Here is a 15,717-nt window from a genome sequence, read left to right on the forward strand (position 1 = left end):
TGGTCCCCGCTACTCGGCCGGGGTGATGTCGAAATCGGCGCCCAGACCGGCAAGCTTCTCCGTAAAGCGCTCGTAGCCGCGGTTGATGATGTCGATTCCGGTGACCCGTGACGTGCCGCTGGCAGCCAGTGCCGCGATCAGGTGGCTGAACCCGCCGCGCAGGTCCGGCACGTCGATGTCCGTGCCGGTCAGCTGGGCGGGACCGGAAATCACGGCTGAATGCAGGAAGTTGCGCTGTCCGAAACGGCACGGGACGCTGCCCAGGCATTCGCGGTGCACCTGGATGTTGGCGCCCATCCGGATGAGGGCGTCGGTGAAGCCGAACCGGTTTTCGTACACGGTTTCGTGGACAATCGACACGCCCTCGGCCTGCGTCAGGGCGACGATCAGCGGCTGCTGCCAGTCGGTCATGAACCCGGGGTGCACGTCCGTCTCCAAGACCAGCGGGTTGAGCTTGCCGCCCTTGTGGTAGAAGCGGATGCCGTCATCCCCGATGTCCATTCCGCCGCCCACCTTGCGGTAGGTGTTGAGGAACGTCATCATGTCGCGCTGGGTGGCGCCCTCGACGAAGATGTCGCCGCGGGTGACCAGCGCCGCGGAGGCCCAGGACGCAGACTCGTTGCGGTCCGAGAGGGCGCGGTGGTTGTAGCCGCCCAGGTCCGGGACACCCTCGATGCGGATGGTGCGGTCCGTCTGGACGCTGATGATGGCGCCCATCTTCTGCAGCACCGCGATGAGGTCAACAATCTCCGGCTCGGTGGCCGCGCCGGAAAGCTCGGTGATGCCCTCGGCCCGCGTGGCGCTCAGCAAAACCTGTTCGGTGGCGCCCACGGACGGGTACGGCAGCGAAATCTTGGCGCCCTTGAGGCCGCCGGGCGCGGAGATGTGGATGCCGCCGGGACGCTTCTCCACCACAGCGCCGAACTGCCGCAGCACGTTCAGGTGGTAGTCGATGGGACGGTCGCCGATCTTGCAGCCGCCCAGATCGGGGATGAAAGCCTCCCCGATCGCGTGGATCAAGGGACCGCACAGCAGGATCGGGATACGGGAGTCACCGGCGTGCGCGTCGATGGCCGTGTGGGAGGCCGTCTTCGCGTTGGTCGGATCGAGAGTAAGGTCCCCCGTGACGGGGTCCTTCTCGACGGTGACCCCGTGGAGCTGGAGCAGGCTGGTGACAACCTCGACGTCCTTGATTTCAGGAACGTTGCGCAGCACGGACGGCTCGTTCCCCAGCAGGGCAGCCACCATGGCCTTGGGGACAAGATTCTTGGCCCCACGCACGGTGACGCGGCCAGTCAGCGGGACGCCTCCGCGGATTGTCAGAACACTACTCATATACCGGTTTCCTCACGACTACTCGCCCCCAAATCCTTACAAAGGCACTTGCTAAGCATAGGAGCTAGCGTTACCGATCTGAAATACGGCACGATCCACTCTCTCCTCGGACCTCTCGCCTGTGAGGGAGGTCATTGTCCTCACATCAGCGATTCGTTGCGCGATCCAGGAGTTGGCTGCGGCCCCGAACGGGATTGGTGCCGCACCTGCGTCGTTTCGCGGTGCCGCCACGCACAGCTCCTCCGGAAGGGTTTCAACGGAGAAGCCGAGAGAACGGATATGGGCGCAGCATTCAGCGAAGTAGGCGTTCAGCTCGAGTGTCGTGGTACCCGGATCTTGGGAGTCGCCCGTTTCGCTGTTGACTACTTCCGCCCAAGGCGTGTCTATGACTATGGTCCGGTCGCGCATGCCAAGCTCTGTCAACGCCTTGAAGAGCCGGGTGGCCGCCGCTTCCCAGAGCGTCCAGTGCCTCTCAGTTACCGGGGAAATTATGGTCTGCGTACCCCTGATCGTGTCCAACAAACCTGAATTGCGCAGCTCCGGAGTGAGCGTCACGAAGGTTCCGTCCGGGAGGCGGACCACTCCGTGGCGCTCATCTGCCAGGTTTATGACCAAGACGTCAAGATCGCTGGCGTACCGACGGACACGCTTGAGCAAGGTGGACTTGATGTCGTCTTCCAAGGCAACGTTTGGTACCTCCTCGGCAGGAACCTCGAGGAGGACGGCAGGGCGGGACAGCGCACTGATCATCGATTGACCGGCAACATGGCGGAGCAGTCTGAAATCGGAATCCATGTCGCCGATTACGTCCGGGGACACAGCACTTCCATAGATCATCACGTTTTTGGGCATTAAAGAACCTTAACAGAGGCGCCGTGGCTCCCGGCTCAGGACGCCTGAAGCCTTAGGACAGCTTGGCCGGCAGCGTTTTCGGCTTGAAGCTGGGCCGGGTCGCCTCGAACGCGGTGATGTCTTCCTCGTGCTGAAGGGTCAGGCCGATGTCGTCCAGGCCCTCGAGGAGGCGCCAGCGGGTGTAGTCGTCGATCTCGAACGGCGCCACGATGTTGCCGCACCGTACGGTCTTGGAGACGAGGTCCACGGTGACCGCGGTGCCGGGGGCGTTCTCCAGTTCCTTCCAGATGAGTTCAATGTCATCCTGGGCCACTTCGGCGGCGAGCAGGCCCTGCTTGCCGGAGTTGCCGCGGAAGATGTCCGCGAAGCGGGAGGACAGCACGGTCTTGAAGCCGTAGTCCTTCAGTGCCCAGACGGCGTGCTCGCGGGAGGAACCGGTGCCGAAGTCCGGGCCGGCCACCAGCACGGAGCCGGTGTTGAACGGTTCCTGGTTGAGGATGAACGCCGGGTCCTTGCGCCAGCCCGCGAACAAGGCGTCCTCGAAGCCGGTGCGGGTGATGCGCTTGAGGTAGACGGCAGGGATGATCTGGTCCGTGTCGACGTTGCTCTGGCGCAGCGGGACGCCGACGCCGGTGTGGGTGGTGAACTTTTCCATGGCGGATCCTTCGGTGCTGGGTGGATCAGGTGCTGTGCGGATCAGGGACTGTGGGACGCTACGCGGCGTCGGTGCTGAGCGCGGCGGATTCCGGCGCAGGGTCCAGGTCCGAGGGGGAACTGAGGGTGCCGCGCACCGCCGTCGCCGCCGCCACCACCGGGGAGACCAGATGGGTGCGTCCACCCTTGCCCTGGCGGCCCTCGAAGTTGCGGTTCGATGTGGAGGCGCAGCGTTCCCCCGGTTCCAGCTGGTCCGGGTTCATGCCCAGGCACATGGAGCAGCCGGCGAAGCGCCACTCGGCACCGAAGTCCTTGAAGACCTTGTCCAGGCCCTCGGCCTCGGCCTCGAGGCGGACCCGGGCGGAGCCCGGCACCACGAGCATCCGGACGTTGGGGTCCTTGGTGCGGCCGCGGATGATGTCCGCCGCGGCGCGGAGGTCCTCCATCCGGGAGTTGGTGCAGGACCCCAGGAAGACCGTGTCCACCCGGATCTCCTTCATGGGGGTGCCGGCCTCCAGTCCCATGTACTGCAGCGCGCGTTCCGCCGCGGCCTTGGCGTTCTCGTCACCGAAGTCCTCGGGGGACGGCACCTTGGCGGACAGGGACACACCCTGGCCGGGGTTGGTCCCCCACGTCACGAACGGTTCCAGGGTGTCGGCGTCGAGGTCCACCTCGACGTCGAACGTTGCGTCGTCCTCGGAGCGCAGGGTGTCCCAATACTCGACGGCGGCGTCCCACTCAGCGCCCTGCGGGGCGTGCGGGCGGCCGAACATGTAGTCGTACGTGGTCTGGTCCGGGGCGACGAGCCCGGCACGGGCGCCGGCTTCGATGGACATGTTGCAGATGGTCATCCGGGCTTCCATGGACAGCGCCCGGATCGCGGAGCCGCGGTACTCGAGCACGAAGCCCTGTCCCCCGCCGGTGCCGATCTTGGCGATGACGGCCAGGATGATGTCCTTGGCGGAAACGCCGGGCTTCAGGGTGCCCTCGACGTTTATGGCCATGGTCTTGAACGGCTTCAGGGACAGCGTCTGGGTGGCCATGACGTGCTCCACCTCGGACGTGCCGATGCCCATCGCGAGGGCGCCGAACGCTCCGTGGGTGGAGGTGTGCGAGTCGCCGCACACCACGGTCATGCCGGGCTGGGTGAGGCCCAGCTGCGGGCCGACGACGTGGACAATACCCTGCTCGGCGTCGCCCAGGGAGTGCAGGCGGACGCCGAATTCCTGGCAGTTGTTGCGCAGGGTCTGGATCTGCGTGCGGCTGGTGAGATCGGCGATTGGCTTGTCGATGTCCAGCGTGGGAGTGTTGTGGTCCTCGGTGGCAATGGTGAGGTCAGTCCGGCGCAGCGGGCGCCCTGCCAGGCGGAGGCCCTCAAAAGCCTGCGGCGACGTCACCTCGTGCACCAGGTGGAGGTCGATAAAAAGAAGGTCGGGCTGGGCGTTGGCTCCTTCGCCGTCGCCCTTGCGCACCACGTGCGCGTCCCAGACTTTCTCGGCCAGTGTCTTAGCCACGGCCTGCTCCCTTCACTGCGGTCTACGTGCTTGCCAGCTTGCTGTCTCCACTGAATCAGCACTCCCGCGTAATACGCCAGCGTGTTGGCTTGCATCTCAGATAATGAGACGGCAATATCATTACATGGACAATTCTAGTGGAGTCGGTGTCATCGATAAAGCGGCCCATGTGCTTGACGCACTTGAGGCCGGCCCCACCACCCTGGCGCAGCTTGTTGCAGCCACGGGGCTGGCGAGGCCCACCGTGCACCGGCTGGCACTGGCGCTGGTCCATCACCGGCTGGTCAGCCGCGACATCCAGGGCCGCTTTGTCCTGGGCAGCCGTCTCGTGGAGCTCGCCTCCGCCGCCGGTGAGGACCGCCTGATCGCCTCCGCCGGTCCCGTCCTGATGCAGCTCCGCGATGCCACCGGGGAAAGCGCCCAGATCTTCCGCCGGCAGGGCGACTGGCGCGTGTGCGTCGCCTCCGCGGAGCGGCCCATCGGCCTGCGCGACACCATTCCCGTCGGCACCCAATTGTCCATGAAGGCCGGCTCCGCCGCCCAGGTGCTGCTCGCGTGGGAGGACCACGACCGTCTCCTGGAGGGCCTGCAGGCCGCCCGCTTTACCCCCACGGTCCTGGCCGGGGTACGACGCCGGGGCTGGGGCCAGAGCCTCGGCGAACGGGAGCCGGGGGTCGCCTCCGTTTCGGCCCCCGTACGCGGCCCGTCCGGCCGGGTGATCGCCGCGGTGTCGATCTCCGGGCCGATCGAACGCCTCACCCGCCAGCCCGGCCGGCTGCACGCCGAAGTGGTGTGCAACGCCGCCCGTGTACTGACCGAGGCGCTGCGCAAGACCAACGACTGACGGCATAGGCTGTCCGCATGAGCAGCTATGCGGTGTTCCTGCGCGGGGTCAATGTCGGCGGCATCACCATCAGGATGGCCGACCTGAAGGAAGCCCTGAAGTCCCGTCCGTTTACCGGCGTGAAGACGCTCCTGGCCAGCGGAAACGTTGTGCTTTCGAGCGAGCTGCCGCCCGCCGGCGTCAAGGAGCAATTCGAAGCCTGCCTGCGGGAAACCTTCGGCTATGACGCCTGGGTGGTGGTGCTGGGCGCGGCCCGGGTGGCCGAACTTGTGGCGGCCTGCCCCTACCCCGCGGACGACACCTCCACCCACACCTACCTCACCCTCGGCTCGGACGCCGAAATACTGGCGGAGCTCTACGCGGCCGGTTCCGCGTTGGACGGCACTGAGCTGACCCGGCTCGGCCCGGAAGCCCTGGCCTGGCTGGCGCCGGCCGGCGGCACGCTGGACAGCCCGTTCAGCAAGCTATCCTCGAAACCCAAGTACAAGGCGTCCACCACCACCCGCAACCTGCGCACCATGATCAAGGTCCGGGACATTGCGGCACTGTTATAGGCGCAGCAGCCTTTTGTAGCGGAAAGCTGCAGCCGTACGGTGCCGCCGCCGCTGGGTCGGTCAGCGGGCCGCTTGGAGCGCCTTATTAAAGGACGCCAGCCGGCTGACCTCCAGCGCCACCGGCTCCACCACATAATCCTCCGCCACGGCCGCGACGGACCCCTTGAGCCGTTTCCGGGCCGCCGCGCCGCGTGCCCGGGCGGCGGCGCCCGCGATGAACTTCGCCAGGGCGGCCAGCACAATCCCCAGCAGCGCCCCGCCGGCAATCATGACGGTCGGCACCGGCCAGCCCTCCACCAGCGGAACGTCCGGCACGGGAAGCTGCAGATAGCCCAGCGCGGCAAGCACGCCCAGCCAGGCGAAACCGCCAAGGGCCGTCAGCAGGGCAAGCCACTGGACGATGTTGAACGGCGTCCACCACCAGGAGGTGCCGCCCGCCTTCAGCTCGGTGGACGCGATGGCCTGGTCCAAGGCATCCGGAAGCTGCTCGCGGCCTTCGCGGGCGGCGCCGCGGATGACGGCCCTCCAGGGCCCCGGGGCGCCGTCGGACGCGGCGTCGGCAAACTCCCGGACGGCGGCATCCGTGCGGGCCCGCTCCGGTGCGCCGGCCGACGGCAGGGAAGTGCGGTTCACTTCGGGGCTGCCCTCCCGGCGCAGGTTGAGGCGCCGCAGCGGATCGGGCCGGAAGCGGACCAGCCAGCGCGTCACCGGCCATCCGGTACGGCGGGTCGCCTCCAGCCGGTACGACCGGACCACCGCGTCCACCACCACCGGTACGTTGGCGGCGACCGCCAGCTCCTCCGCCAGCCGGGCCTTCGACGCCGCGCTGACCCCGGCCGCCCCGCCGCTGCCGGATGCCTCGGCCAGCCTGGCTGAGGCCGCCGTGACGTCCGCGCCCAGTCGCTGGGACTGGGCCTGCCGTTGCGTGGCCACCTGGCGTATGGAGGCGCGGACCTTGTCCACGCCGGTCCCTGCGACGGCGGAGGCGCCAATGACCTGCACCTTGCCCAGCCCGTCCCGGGCCAGGATGGACTTGAGTGACTCCAGGACCGGGGGAAGGTCCCGCTCCGGGAGCCGGTCGATCTGGTTCAGCACCACCAGGGTGACGGCGCCGTGGGAGGCCAGCGGGGTGAGGAAGTCGTTGTGGACCGCGGCGTCGGCGTATTTCTGCGGATCGAGCACCCAGACCAGGACGTCCACCAGCCCCACCATCCGCTCCACGATCTGGCGGTTGGGGGCGCGGGTGGAGTCGAAGTCGGGCAGGTCCAGCAGGATCAGGCCCGTGCCTTCGTCGGCGAAACCGGGCACGGCCGCGGCATGGTGCCGGTTCCGGACGTCCAGCCAGTCCAGCAGCGGCTCGCTGCCCTCGGCGCCCCAGATGCCGGCGAGCGGCTCGGAGGTGGTGGGCCGCCGGGCGGCCGCCGTCGCGATTTCCTCGCCGCTGACGGCGTTGAAGAGGGAAGATTTTCCGCTGCCGGTGGCCCCGAAGAAGCCCACGACGGTGTGGTCGCCGGAGAGGGACCGCCGGGAACTGGCCCGGTCCAGCACCTGGAGCACCCCGTCCAGGACATCGTCCGGCAGCGCCCCCGCGGCCAGCTCGCGTGCCTCGTTCAGGGCCTCTAACCGGCGGTCCAGCTTGGAAGCCTGCGCCGCGGCGCCGTGGCGGCTCATGCGGAGGCCGCCAGCCGGCGCAGCGCCGCGGCATGGCCGGAGAGCACCGCCGGGGCGACCCCTCCGGAGAGCTCAAGCCGGGCCAGGAAGCGTTCCTGCTCCTCTTCGAGCAGCCGCTGGCAGCGGGTGTGGAGCTCCTCGCGGGCGGTCTTGGCAAGCCGGCGGACGGCGTCCTCACCGAACACCGCTTCCAGCAGCCGCTGCCCGACGACTGCGGTGCCGCCGGCGACGCCGACCTCCAGACCCGTCAGGCCGGCCGTCATGGAGAACACCACGATCATCAGGGCGGCACCAAGGCCGTTGACGCCGAAGGACAGCCAGCGCGCCTGCGTGCGCTTGCCCTGGCCCTCGGTCCGGATCAGCTCCATGAGGCTCCCCTGCCAGGCCCGGATCTCGGCCGCGGCCTTCTCGGCGAAGCCGTCGGAGGTCCCGGAGAGGTCGTCGCTGCCCAGCAGGTGGCGGCCGGCCGGATCGGAACGCCAGCGCCGGTCCGTGTCTTCGGCCGCGTTGGCGGCCTCATCGATGATGACGGCCTGCAGGCCCGTCTCGATCGCCGTCTCCACCCGCACCGCCGGCTCCGGTTCGCCGCGGAAGAAGGCACCCAGCCGGTCCCGGAACCGGCCGATGTTCTGCTCCATCGCCCGGAAGAACTCACCGGTGCCCACGAAGTCCTGCCAGCGGGCCAGGACCTCGCCCCGCAGCAAGGCGCCGTCACGGGTGGCCTCAAGGATACGTGCCACCGCGTCCCGGTAGGCGTCCCGGGCGTCGCCGGCCAGGGCCTCGGCAGCGCGTTCCTGCTCTCCGGCGGCCTGCGCCACCGCCTCGACACGGCTCCCCAGCGCCTTGACGGTCCCATTGAGCGTCCGCCGGGCAATGTCCGCCCGCCCGGCGGCGTCGGCGGCAAGGTCTCGCACCCAGAGACGCAACGGCTCCACGGCTGCGGGCGGAAGCATCCCCATCCCGTCCAAGGCCGCCTCGGGGACAACAAAGAGTTGTGCCCCGCCCAGGCCTTCCCGGCTGAGCATGGACTGCAGATCGGCGCTGACCTCGGTCTCGGCGGCCGGCGGGACCCGGTCCAGCACCACGGCCACCATGATGTCCCGGGAAGCGGCGTCCAGCAGCAGTCGCCAGGGGACGGCGTCGGCATAGCGGTTGGCGGTGGTGACGAACACCCACAAGTCGGCGGCCGCCAGCAGCTGCCCGGCGAGCTGGCGGTTGTCGGCGGACACCGAGTCGACGTCGGGGGCGTCCAGCAGGGCAATCCCCTGCGGCACGGCCGGATCGGCCACCAGCACCAGCGACGTGATCGCTGCGGCGTCCGGGGTGGGACCGGCCTGGCTGGCAGGCAGCGGTTGATGGTTCACCGTGCCGCGGATCCGGCTCAGGCCGGGCAGTACCCGCTGGTCCTCGAACCACCGGGCGTCGGCGGGGTGGTGCAGCAGGATGGGCTGGCGCGTGGTAGGCCGGATGGCCCCGGCACGGGTGACGGCGTGCCCCACGAGGCCGTTGACCAGGGTCGATTTCCCGGCGCCGGTGGATCCGCCCACGACGGCGAGGAGCGGTGCGTCCAGGCTCCGGTAGCGGGGCAGGATGTAGTCCTCCAGCTGGGCCAGGGCGTTGCGGATGTCCAGCCGCGCCTCGTCCGAGCCGGGCAGGGCCAACGGGAGCGAGGCGGTCGCAAGGTCGCGCTGGACGGCTTCCAGCAGGTCAACGGCCTGGCCGTGGTTTTCTTCGAAGCTCACCGCTTCATCATGCCATTTCATGGGGGCGCCATTCGCCCGGGAGGGCAACGGGACCTCGCCTGCCGGGCGGCGGGGTCCTTTTGCAGCCGCGGGGAGGCCGGAGTGCCGCCGCCGGATGAGCCGTCACTGTCAGCTGATGGTGAGGGTTGATGCGACGCTGGGAACGCCTTTGGAGTCCATGGCGAAGAGCAGATAGGTGCCCGGCACCAGGACGCCGCGATCAGCGGGTAGTTTCAGCGTTGCGGTATTGCCGGACACCGCGGTTGCCGTGACCGGGATCCGCCGCTGGTCTGTGTTGACGGTGTGGGTGACGGTCCCCATCCGCATCAGGGAGAACTTGCTGACGGGCGCCGCGGTGGTCACCGCAATCGTGTTGCCTGCCGATGCGGTGGCCGGTGCTGTCACGATCGTCGGCCGGGAGCGTTCGCTGCCGTCGTCGTTCAGGAGGTAGGGCGGTGTGAAAATCTCGCCGTCCAGATGATTGGTGGTGCAGTTGCCGCAGAGCCCGCCGCCGCCGACGAAAATCCGGGCATCAGGGAGCAGCAGTGCGACGCTGTGGTAGGTCCGGGGAATGGCCATAGGGGCCAGGGTGGTCCACTCCCCCGTGGCCGGGTTCCAGATTTCCGGGGACATCCTGGCGTCGGTATCGCTGAACGGAACCGGAATGGGCTGACCGCCGGCGACGAAAACCTGCCCGTCGGGCAGAGCGACACCGCTCGCGAAGGACCGGCTGACGGCCATGTCGCCGGTCCGTTCAGCGGTGACCCCGTTGTTGATGTCGATGGTGTAGGCGCGGTCCGTGGCAGGGGTGTCGTCGTAGGCCGGTGCCCCGCCCGCGGTGAGGATCTTTCCGATGTCGTACATCACGGCGTTGCCGTTCATGGCGTCGGCGCTGTCCGAGCGGTTCCCGGCCGAGGTGATGCTGCCGTTGCCGGTGGTGGAGATCCAGTTCATCTGGCGGCTGGGCCCGGCCTGGAACACCCGGCCGCCGGAGGCGGCGAACAGCCAGGTGTGGTTGTCGGCCCGGTACGGGCCGCGGGGATCGGCTGTCATGGTGCTGTCTACCGGCACGTCCGTCAGGAGGCGCCAGCCGCCCTCCGCGGACCAGACTTCGCCGTGTTTGCTGCTCGAACCGCCGGACCAGGACCCGCCGATGGTGAAGACCTCACCGGTGGAGGTGGTCACGTTGCTCTGGTAGCCGCGGGGGATCATCATGTCCGGCCCGGCGGACCACGCGTTCGTCGCGGGGTTGTAGAGGGTGGTTTTTGAGCTGTTGCTGCCGCCGCTGATCAGGATCTTCCCGTCCGGCAGCATCGAGGTCCCGGGGCAGAACATGTCATGACCGGTGTTGACCACCTGGGCCGGGCTCACAACACCGGTGGACAGGTTCAGGATGGACGCCTGGGTGTAGCCCCTGCTGCCGCCAAAAGCGGTGGGCGAATAAGCGGACCACGTCAGCATCCGGTTGCCGGGCAATAGCGCCGCTGCGGCCGGGACCAGCGGGAAGTTGATCGTCGGGCTCCAGGATCCCAGCGACGGGCCAAGGAGGTTGATCTCCGCGGCGCTGCTCCACGGGCCACGGTTGCCGGCCTCGGTGGTGGCGGTCAGTCGGACGTAGCGGGCGCTGACCGCAGTAAAGTTGACCGTCTTCTCCGCAGCGGTGTCCGGCCAGGTGCCGCTCGCGGCGTCGCTCCACGTGGTGCCGTCGTCGCTGACCGCGATCTCGAAGCGGCCGACCCGCCCGTTGGTGCCGTCCGAGCGCGAGAGGTAGCGGAGCCCCGCGAGGGTTCGCGCCGCCTTGGTGTCGATGGTGATGGTGTGCGGCAGCGGCACTGCCGGCGCCGGCGACCATCTGCTGTGCCAGATGGTGGCGGCACTGCCGTCGAGCACATTGCCGGCCTGGCCGTTCACGCGGGCGGTCTCGGCGTCGCTGGCCGTGGCGGTCCACCCTGCGCGGGGCAGTGCGCCCGACGCCGAGACCGTTTGCCCGGCCAGCAGGTTGATCTCGGCGGCGCTGCTCCAGGGGCCGCGGTTGCCCGCCTCGGAGCTCGCAGTGAGCCGGACGTAGCGTGCGGTCACGGCTGTGAAGGACACCGTCTTTTCCGCACTGGTGTCCGGCCAGGTGCCGCTGGCGACGTCGCTCCAGCTGGCGCCGTCGGCGCTGACCCTGATCGAGTAGTTGCCGACGCGCCCGTTCACGCCATCCGATCGCCCGAGGTAGCGGAGCCCCGCAATGCTTCGGGTGGCCTTGGTGTCGATGGTGATGGTGTGCGGCAGCGGTGCCGCCGGCGCCGGTGTCCACCGGCTGTGCCAGATAGTGGCCGTACTGCCGTCGAGCACGTTGCCGGCCCGGCCGTTCATGCGGGACGTCTCGGCGTCGCTGGCCGTGGCCGTCCACCCGGCGCGTGGCAGCACCCCCGATAGGGATGCCGTCTGCCCGGCGAGCAGGTTGATCTCGGCGGCGCTGCTCCAGGGTCCGCGGTTGCCGGCCTCGGACCGCGCGGTCAGCCGGACGTAACGGGCGTTCACCGCGGTGAAGGACACCGTTTTCTCGGAGGCGGTGTCCGGCATGGTTCCTGTTGAGACGATGGTCCAGGCAGTGCCGTTGGTGCTCACCCGGATTTCGAAGGTCCCCACGCGGCCGTTGGCGCCGTCGGTCCGCGGGAGAAGACGGAATCCCCCGATGCTGCGGGTGGCTTTGGTGTCGATCGTGATGCTGTGCGGCAGCGGTGCGGCCGGCGCCGGGGACCACCGGCTGTGCCACATCGTCGACGATTTACCGTCCAGCACGTTGCTGGCCCGGCCGTTGACGCGGGAGGTCTCGGCGTCGCTGGCCGTGGCCGTCCACCCGGTCCGCGATAAAAGAACGGGAACGGCCTCCGTCGCCGCGGCGGGCTTCGCGGCGTTATGAATGTGCGGTCCCACCAATGACGAGGATCCCTGCCCGGAGCTATGCGCGTGCAGGCCGGCCGAGCCAAACGATTTGGGCAGGGCCACCGCTCCATATCCTGCGATCAACAAGGACCCCACCAGGAAAGCCACCCACCGACGGGCCCGAAGGCGCCGCACCGCGGCCGGCACACGCCCAGCGGCTCTCCGCCTCGCGTGGAATCTGATCGCCGTGCCCGTAAACCGATGCATCTGCGCCCCCCTCGTGGCACGACCCGTCGTAACAGGACTGACACTAGGCAGGAGGACTTGTGAAAACCTTGGGTGACCAGCAGGAATACTCGCGGTGCGCGAGCGGCGCAGCGTCCGGCGGGCGAACGACGGGACAGGGTCGACCTGGACAAGGATCGGGGCGCAACGCAAAACGGCCCCGGGCTAATGCCCGGGACCGTTCTATCTGTGACCCCAGCGGGATTCGAACCCGCGTTACCGCCGTGAGAGGGCAGCGTACTAGGCCGCTATACGATGGGGCCGCGTACTATCCAGAACGACATTTCTGCCATTCGCGCTAAGCGATTGTTTCATACACTCAGCAAGTGTTTCAAATCGGCGAACCGTTCTAAAACCCCTGATCAGCCGCGGAAATCCACGGAATTATCAGAGCTGGGATACCAGGACTCGAACCTAGAATGACGGTACCAGAAACCGTAGTGTTGCCAATTACACCATATCCCAATGGAACTTTCGGGCCGGATCCTTGGGTCTAAACCCTCGCTCCCGGCGCCTCAGCACGAGTAATTACTTTACCCGAGAGTTTTCGTCTGCACAAATCGGCGGGGCAGTTGCCGGGGCCGCCGTCCCCCGGCCGCCGCAAGAGCCCCCTTGTCGGCCGAAACCCTTGCCAATCCGCAGCTGACAAGTTTGCGCTCGGGCAATTGCCAATGAGTGACCGCCTCTCCCCACTCCACCGCGGGCAACTCAACGGACATTTTCCGATGTTAGCTGCATCACGGCCGGGGCGCGTCGTGAGGCTGTTATCAAAGATGGCTCCGCCCGGCGGAGGAAAGGCGCCAGCCGGGCTCCACCGGGGCGGCCCAACCGGACGAAGGGGCCGGCAGACACCGGCGTGGTTCTCGGCATCGAATAGCTGGCCGGCGGCACAGCAAAGATCCGGACCGGCATGGACGGCGTTCCAGGCAATCCCGCCCGCCCAGGACTCATCAAAGCCGCCGCAGAGATGACGCCTGGGACTGGACCGGCGCGTCCCTGGTACTGCGGAACCGCCCCTGCGCTACCGAACAAGCGCGAGCACAGACCGAACCGGCGGCTAGTACGCCGTCGCCGTGAGATCCAGGGACGTCACTTTCGGCATGGTGAGTTTCAGGATTGTCAGGGCCTGACCGTCCGTGGTGGTCCCCGGTGCCGGTACCGCGGACAGGACTGATCCCGCCGGGACCCCGGTCAGTCGGATGGTGATTGCCTGCCCGTCGCGGCGGAGCACGGCTCGGTCGGTTCCCAGGCTGACCGTCGCGTCGGTGACCCATTGCCACGTCATGTTCTTTGCGACACTGAATCGAATCACGTCTTTGACGATCATGCTGGTGCTGCCGTGGGTCACGGTGCGGGTCGCGGTTGACGCGCCTGGCAGCGCCTGCCGCAAGTCCACAGACGCTGCGCTGGACGAGATTCTGCGGACCGGGGCCGCCGCCGTGGTGGGCTGGTTCACGCCCGTGTAGGCCAACGTGGAGTGCGCCGAGGTGCCGGGGTTCCAGTAGGTGAAGCGCTGCAGCGCGGAATAGTACCCGGGGGCACCCGACGGCATGGGGCCCGGGTCGACGGACCACTGGACGCCCCTGCGGTAAAAGGAGACCGCGCCCAGATCCAAATGAGCATGTGGCAGGACGTTGGAGCCGCCCTTCAGCGTGGCGGTACCCGCAGGAATGTGCAGGGCAGCCAGACCTGTCTGCGGGTACACCGTGGATGTCTTGGACGGGAGCGTCCCGGGGGCGATTCGCCACCACATCAGGTACGCGTCCGGCTTCTGCGCAAAACGTCCGGCAACCCATGCAGCGACACTGGCGTCACCTCGAACTTTGGCGTCCCACGCTGGCATCAGACCGCTCAGCTCGTTTGGCTCGGCATCAGCAAACGCACTGGGCCGGCCGTCCGGGCCCGTGCTGTTCATTGCATAGTCAGAGACCTTCTCCAGCGATGGCATCGCCACGGGCGGGGTCGGGTAGGCGTTGGGCAGCGTCGCATACAGGACTGCGATCGCCCGGCTCTGGTAGGTCCAGTATCCCGGCCCCTCCTGCGTGCCGCCGTCCGCGGTGATCATCTGCAACGCCGGCTGGATTGACTTCAACGATTCCTGGGCCAGGGCTGCAGCCATGGCCGGCGATCCTTTCAGGAACACAGCCGTCGCGGTGAAGTTTGCGGCGTTGTGGATGGCCGCCAGGTTCGTGGGACCCTTCAGCCATGGTTCCCGGTCCTCGAGCAGGCACGTCTGCGGGCCAAGCCACCTGATCAGTACAGTCTCATCTAGGCCTTTCAACTTCACCCAGTCAGCAGCACTGGATGCCGCCAGTAGCAGGTGGGATGACGCTAGCGTATTCATGCCCTCCGGGCCTGCCAACAGAATGCGCTGTGTATCCTCCGTCAGCACGTCGCGCGCGTTGGAATCGCTTCCAGACAACCATCCGTACCCCAGCCGCGGTGTGCGGACAACGTAAGCGGTCCGTAACTCCGCCAGACTCTTCGGCAAGCTCGCCTCGCTCACTGCCGCGCGAAGGAGCTGCCGATGCACCGCTCCGGTGGCGGTGTCCGCGGCTATGCCGGCCGCAGAATCGAGAAGTATTTTCCGGTTCGTGGCAACACCGGGCCCGTCGCTTGGCAGCATCGGCCTGAAAGCGGATGACGCCGCCGGCAACGCACAGCCCCCCGGGAACCCGACCCAGCCGGAGGCTACCGGGATGCTGCCCGAGCCCTGCTCCAGGACCGTGCGGTACCTCGGCGCAATCAACGCCGGCGCAGCCACGGCTTGTCCCAGCACCCCCAGCTGACGGACTGCGTCCGCCGACAGCTGTGTGCTGTACGCCGCGGCCCGCGTCTTTATGGCCTGATACGCCGCGGACGTAATGCGTCCCGCCAGCGAATCCGCCAGTGCCGCGGTCGCGATCTTCTGGTGGCCGGAGCGCAAATTCTTCAACTCCACCAGTTGCTGTCCGCTCTTCTTCACTGTGGCCGCGCGTATCACTTCCGCCTTCATTCGGACGGCCACCGCGTCCATGGCGGCCTGAGTGTTCGCGACCGTCAGCGCATCCCCGACAGTCTTAATTTTCGCTAAACCCGACGCGATGGCGTCCTTAACCGCCACCCCGTTGGGCCGGGCCAGTAATGGGATGTAGGCCCGGGAATCCACGTAGTTCTGCGCCGCAGCGTAGGATGCCTGCCGCAAGGTGGCCCGCTGTTCACTCAGTGTTACTGCGTATGCGGGCGGTGCCTGGAGCACCGCCATACACATCGCCAGCGCTAGACAGGACGCAAGTCCGGTGGCCAAACCACCGCCGGCACGAAATCGGCGCGAGTTTCGGGGAGTTCGTGAACGCCTTGCAAACTCCGTGCTCGATCCGTGAATCTGCGTTTCCTGCTGGTACATCGCTGCC

General features: G+C 67.8%; 10 protein-coding genes and 2 tRNA genes. 2 read left to right on the top strand and 10 right to left on the bottom strand.

Annotated features, from left to right (window positions below; genetic code table 11):
* Positions 1-9: 9 nt before the first annotated feature.
* From murA to leuC, 4 genes are read right to left on the bottom strand one after another with little or no spacing between them, the layout of a single operon-like run.
* On the bottom strand, positions 10-1,335 hold the full coding sequence (gene murA, locus FS787_RS03030) for a UDP-N-acetylglucosamine 1-carboxyvinyltransferase (RefSeq protein WP_144670837.1): 1,326 nt from the start codon (positions 1,333-1,335) through the stop codon (positions 10-12).
* Between the two features lie 51 nt (positions 1,336-1,386).
* Positions 1,387-2,187, bottom strand: coding sequence for a DUF6270 domain-containing protein (locus FS787_RS03035; protein ID WP_144670838.1), 801 nt, complete (start codon positions 2,185-2,187; stop codon positions 1,387-1,389).
* A gap of 52 nt (positions 2,188-2,239) precedes the next feature.
* Entirely contained in the window at positions 2,240-2,842 is a 603-nt protein-coding gene (leuD, locus tag FS787_RS03040; protein WP_144670839.1) for a 3-isopropylmalate dehydratase small subunit, read from the bottom strand.
* A 58-nt stretch (positions 2,843-2,900) separates the two neighbouring features.
* Positions 2,901-4,355 (bottom strand): 3-isopropylmalate dehydratase large subunit, encoded by a 1,455-nt coding sequence (gene leuC, locus FS787_RS03045; protein WP_144670840.1) that lies wholly within the window; start codon positions 4,353-4,355, stop codon positions 2,901-2,903.
* Positions 4,356-4,479: 124 nt separating this feature from the next.
* On the opposite strand from leuC, the gene FS787_RS03050 reads away from it, so the two are divergent.
* Together FS787_RS03050 and FS787_RS03055 are read left to right on the top strand one after the other, a co-directional pair.
* Positions 4,480-5,199, top strand: coding sequence for an IclR family transcriptional regulator (locus FS787_RS03050; protein WP_056426387.1), 720 nt, complete (start codon positions 4,480-4,482; stop codon positions 5,197-5,199).
* Positions 5,200-5,216: 17 nt separating this feature from the next.
* Positions 5,217-5,753, top strand: coding sequence for a DUF1697 domain-containing protein (locus tag FS787_RS03055; RefSeq protein WP_144670841.1), 537 nt, complete (start codon positions 5,217-5,219; stop codon positions 5,751-5,753).
* Between the two features lie 60 nt (positions 5,754-5,813).
* Here FS787_RS03055 and FS787_RS03060 read toward each other — a convergent pair whose 3' ends face one another.
* From FS787_RS03060 to FS787_RS03085, 6 genes are all read right to left on the bottom strand, one after another.
* A complete protein-coding gene (locus FS787_RS03060) occupies positions 5,814-7,424 on the bottom strand; it encodes a GTPase (RefSeq protein ID WP_144670842.1) in 1,611 nt (536 codons plus the stop codon).
* Positions 7,421-9,187 (bottom strand): dynamin family protein, encoded by a 1,767-nt coding sequence (locus FS787_RS03065; RefSeq protein ID WP_144670843.1) that lies wholly within the window; start codon positions 9,185-9,187, stop codon positions 7,421-7,423. The genes FS787_RS03060 and FS787_RS03065 overlap by 4 nt, the downstream gene beginning before the upstream one ends.
* 108 nt (positions 9,188-9,295) lie before the next feature.
* Positions 9,296-12,091, bottom strand: coding sequence for a discoidin domain-containing protein (locus FS787_RS03070; RefSeq protein WP_222124039.1), 2,796 nt, complete (start codon positions 12,089-12,091; stop codon positions 9,296-9,298).
* 424 nt (positions 12,092-12,515) lie between these two features.
* A tRNA-Glu gene (locus FS787_RS03075) sits at positions 12,516-12,588 on the bottom strand.
* Between the two features lie 130 nt (positions 12,589-12,718).
* Positions 12,719-12,790, bottom strand: a tRNA-Gln gene (locus FS787_RS03080).
* Between the two features lie 592 nt (positions 12,791-13,382).
* Positions 13,383-15,569 carry a heparinase II/III family protein gene (locus FS787_RS03085; RefSeq protein ID WP_186329078.1) on the bottom strand — a complete coding sequence of 729 codons (2,187 nt, stop codon included), beginning with the start codon at positions 15,567-15,569 and terminating at the stop codon, positions 13,383-13,385.
* Positions 15,570-15,717 lie beyond the last annotated feature (148 nt).

Origin of the sequence: Arthrobacter sp. U41 (assembly GCF_007679325.1) — a bacterium.
In the GTDB taxonomy this organism is placed as follows: Bacteria; Actinomycetota; Actinomycetes; order Actinomycetales; family Micrococcaceae; genus Arthrobacter.

Coding starts and splice junctions, on each gene's coding strand:
- murA (WP_144670837.1), bottom strand. CDS start 1,335: ATGAGTAGTGTTCTGACAATCCGCGGAGGCGTCCCGCTGACTGGCCGC.
- FS787_RS03035 (WP_144670838.1), bottom strand. CDS start 2,187: ATGCCCAAAAACGTGATGATCTATGGAAGTGCTGTGTCCCCGGACGTA.
- leuD (WP_144670839.1), bottom strand. CDS start 2,842: ATGGAAAAGTTCACCACCCACACCGGCGTCGGCGTCCCGCTGCGCCAG.
- FS787_RS03050 (WP_056426387.1), top strand. CDS start 4,480: ATGGACAATTCTAGTGGAGTCGGTGTCATCGATAAAGCGGCCCATGTG.
- FS787_RS03055 (WP_144670841.1), top strand. CDS start 5,217: ATGAGCAGCTATGCGGTGTTCCTGCGCGGGGTCAATGTCGGCGGCATC.
- FS787_RS03060 (WP_144670842.1), bottom strand. CDS start 7,424: ATGAGCCGCCACGGCGCCGCGGCGCAGGCTTCCAAGCTGGACCGCCGG.
- FS787_RS03065 (WP_144670843.1), bottom strand. CDS start 9,187: ATGAAATGGCATGATGAAGCGGTGAGCTTCGAAGAAAACCACGGCCAG.
- FS787_RS03085 (WP_186329078.1), bottom strand. CDS start 15,569: ATGGCGGTGCTCCAGGCACCGCCCGCATACGCAGTAACACTGAGTGAA.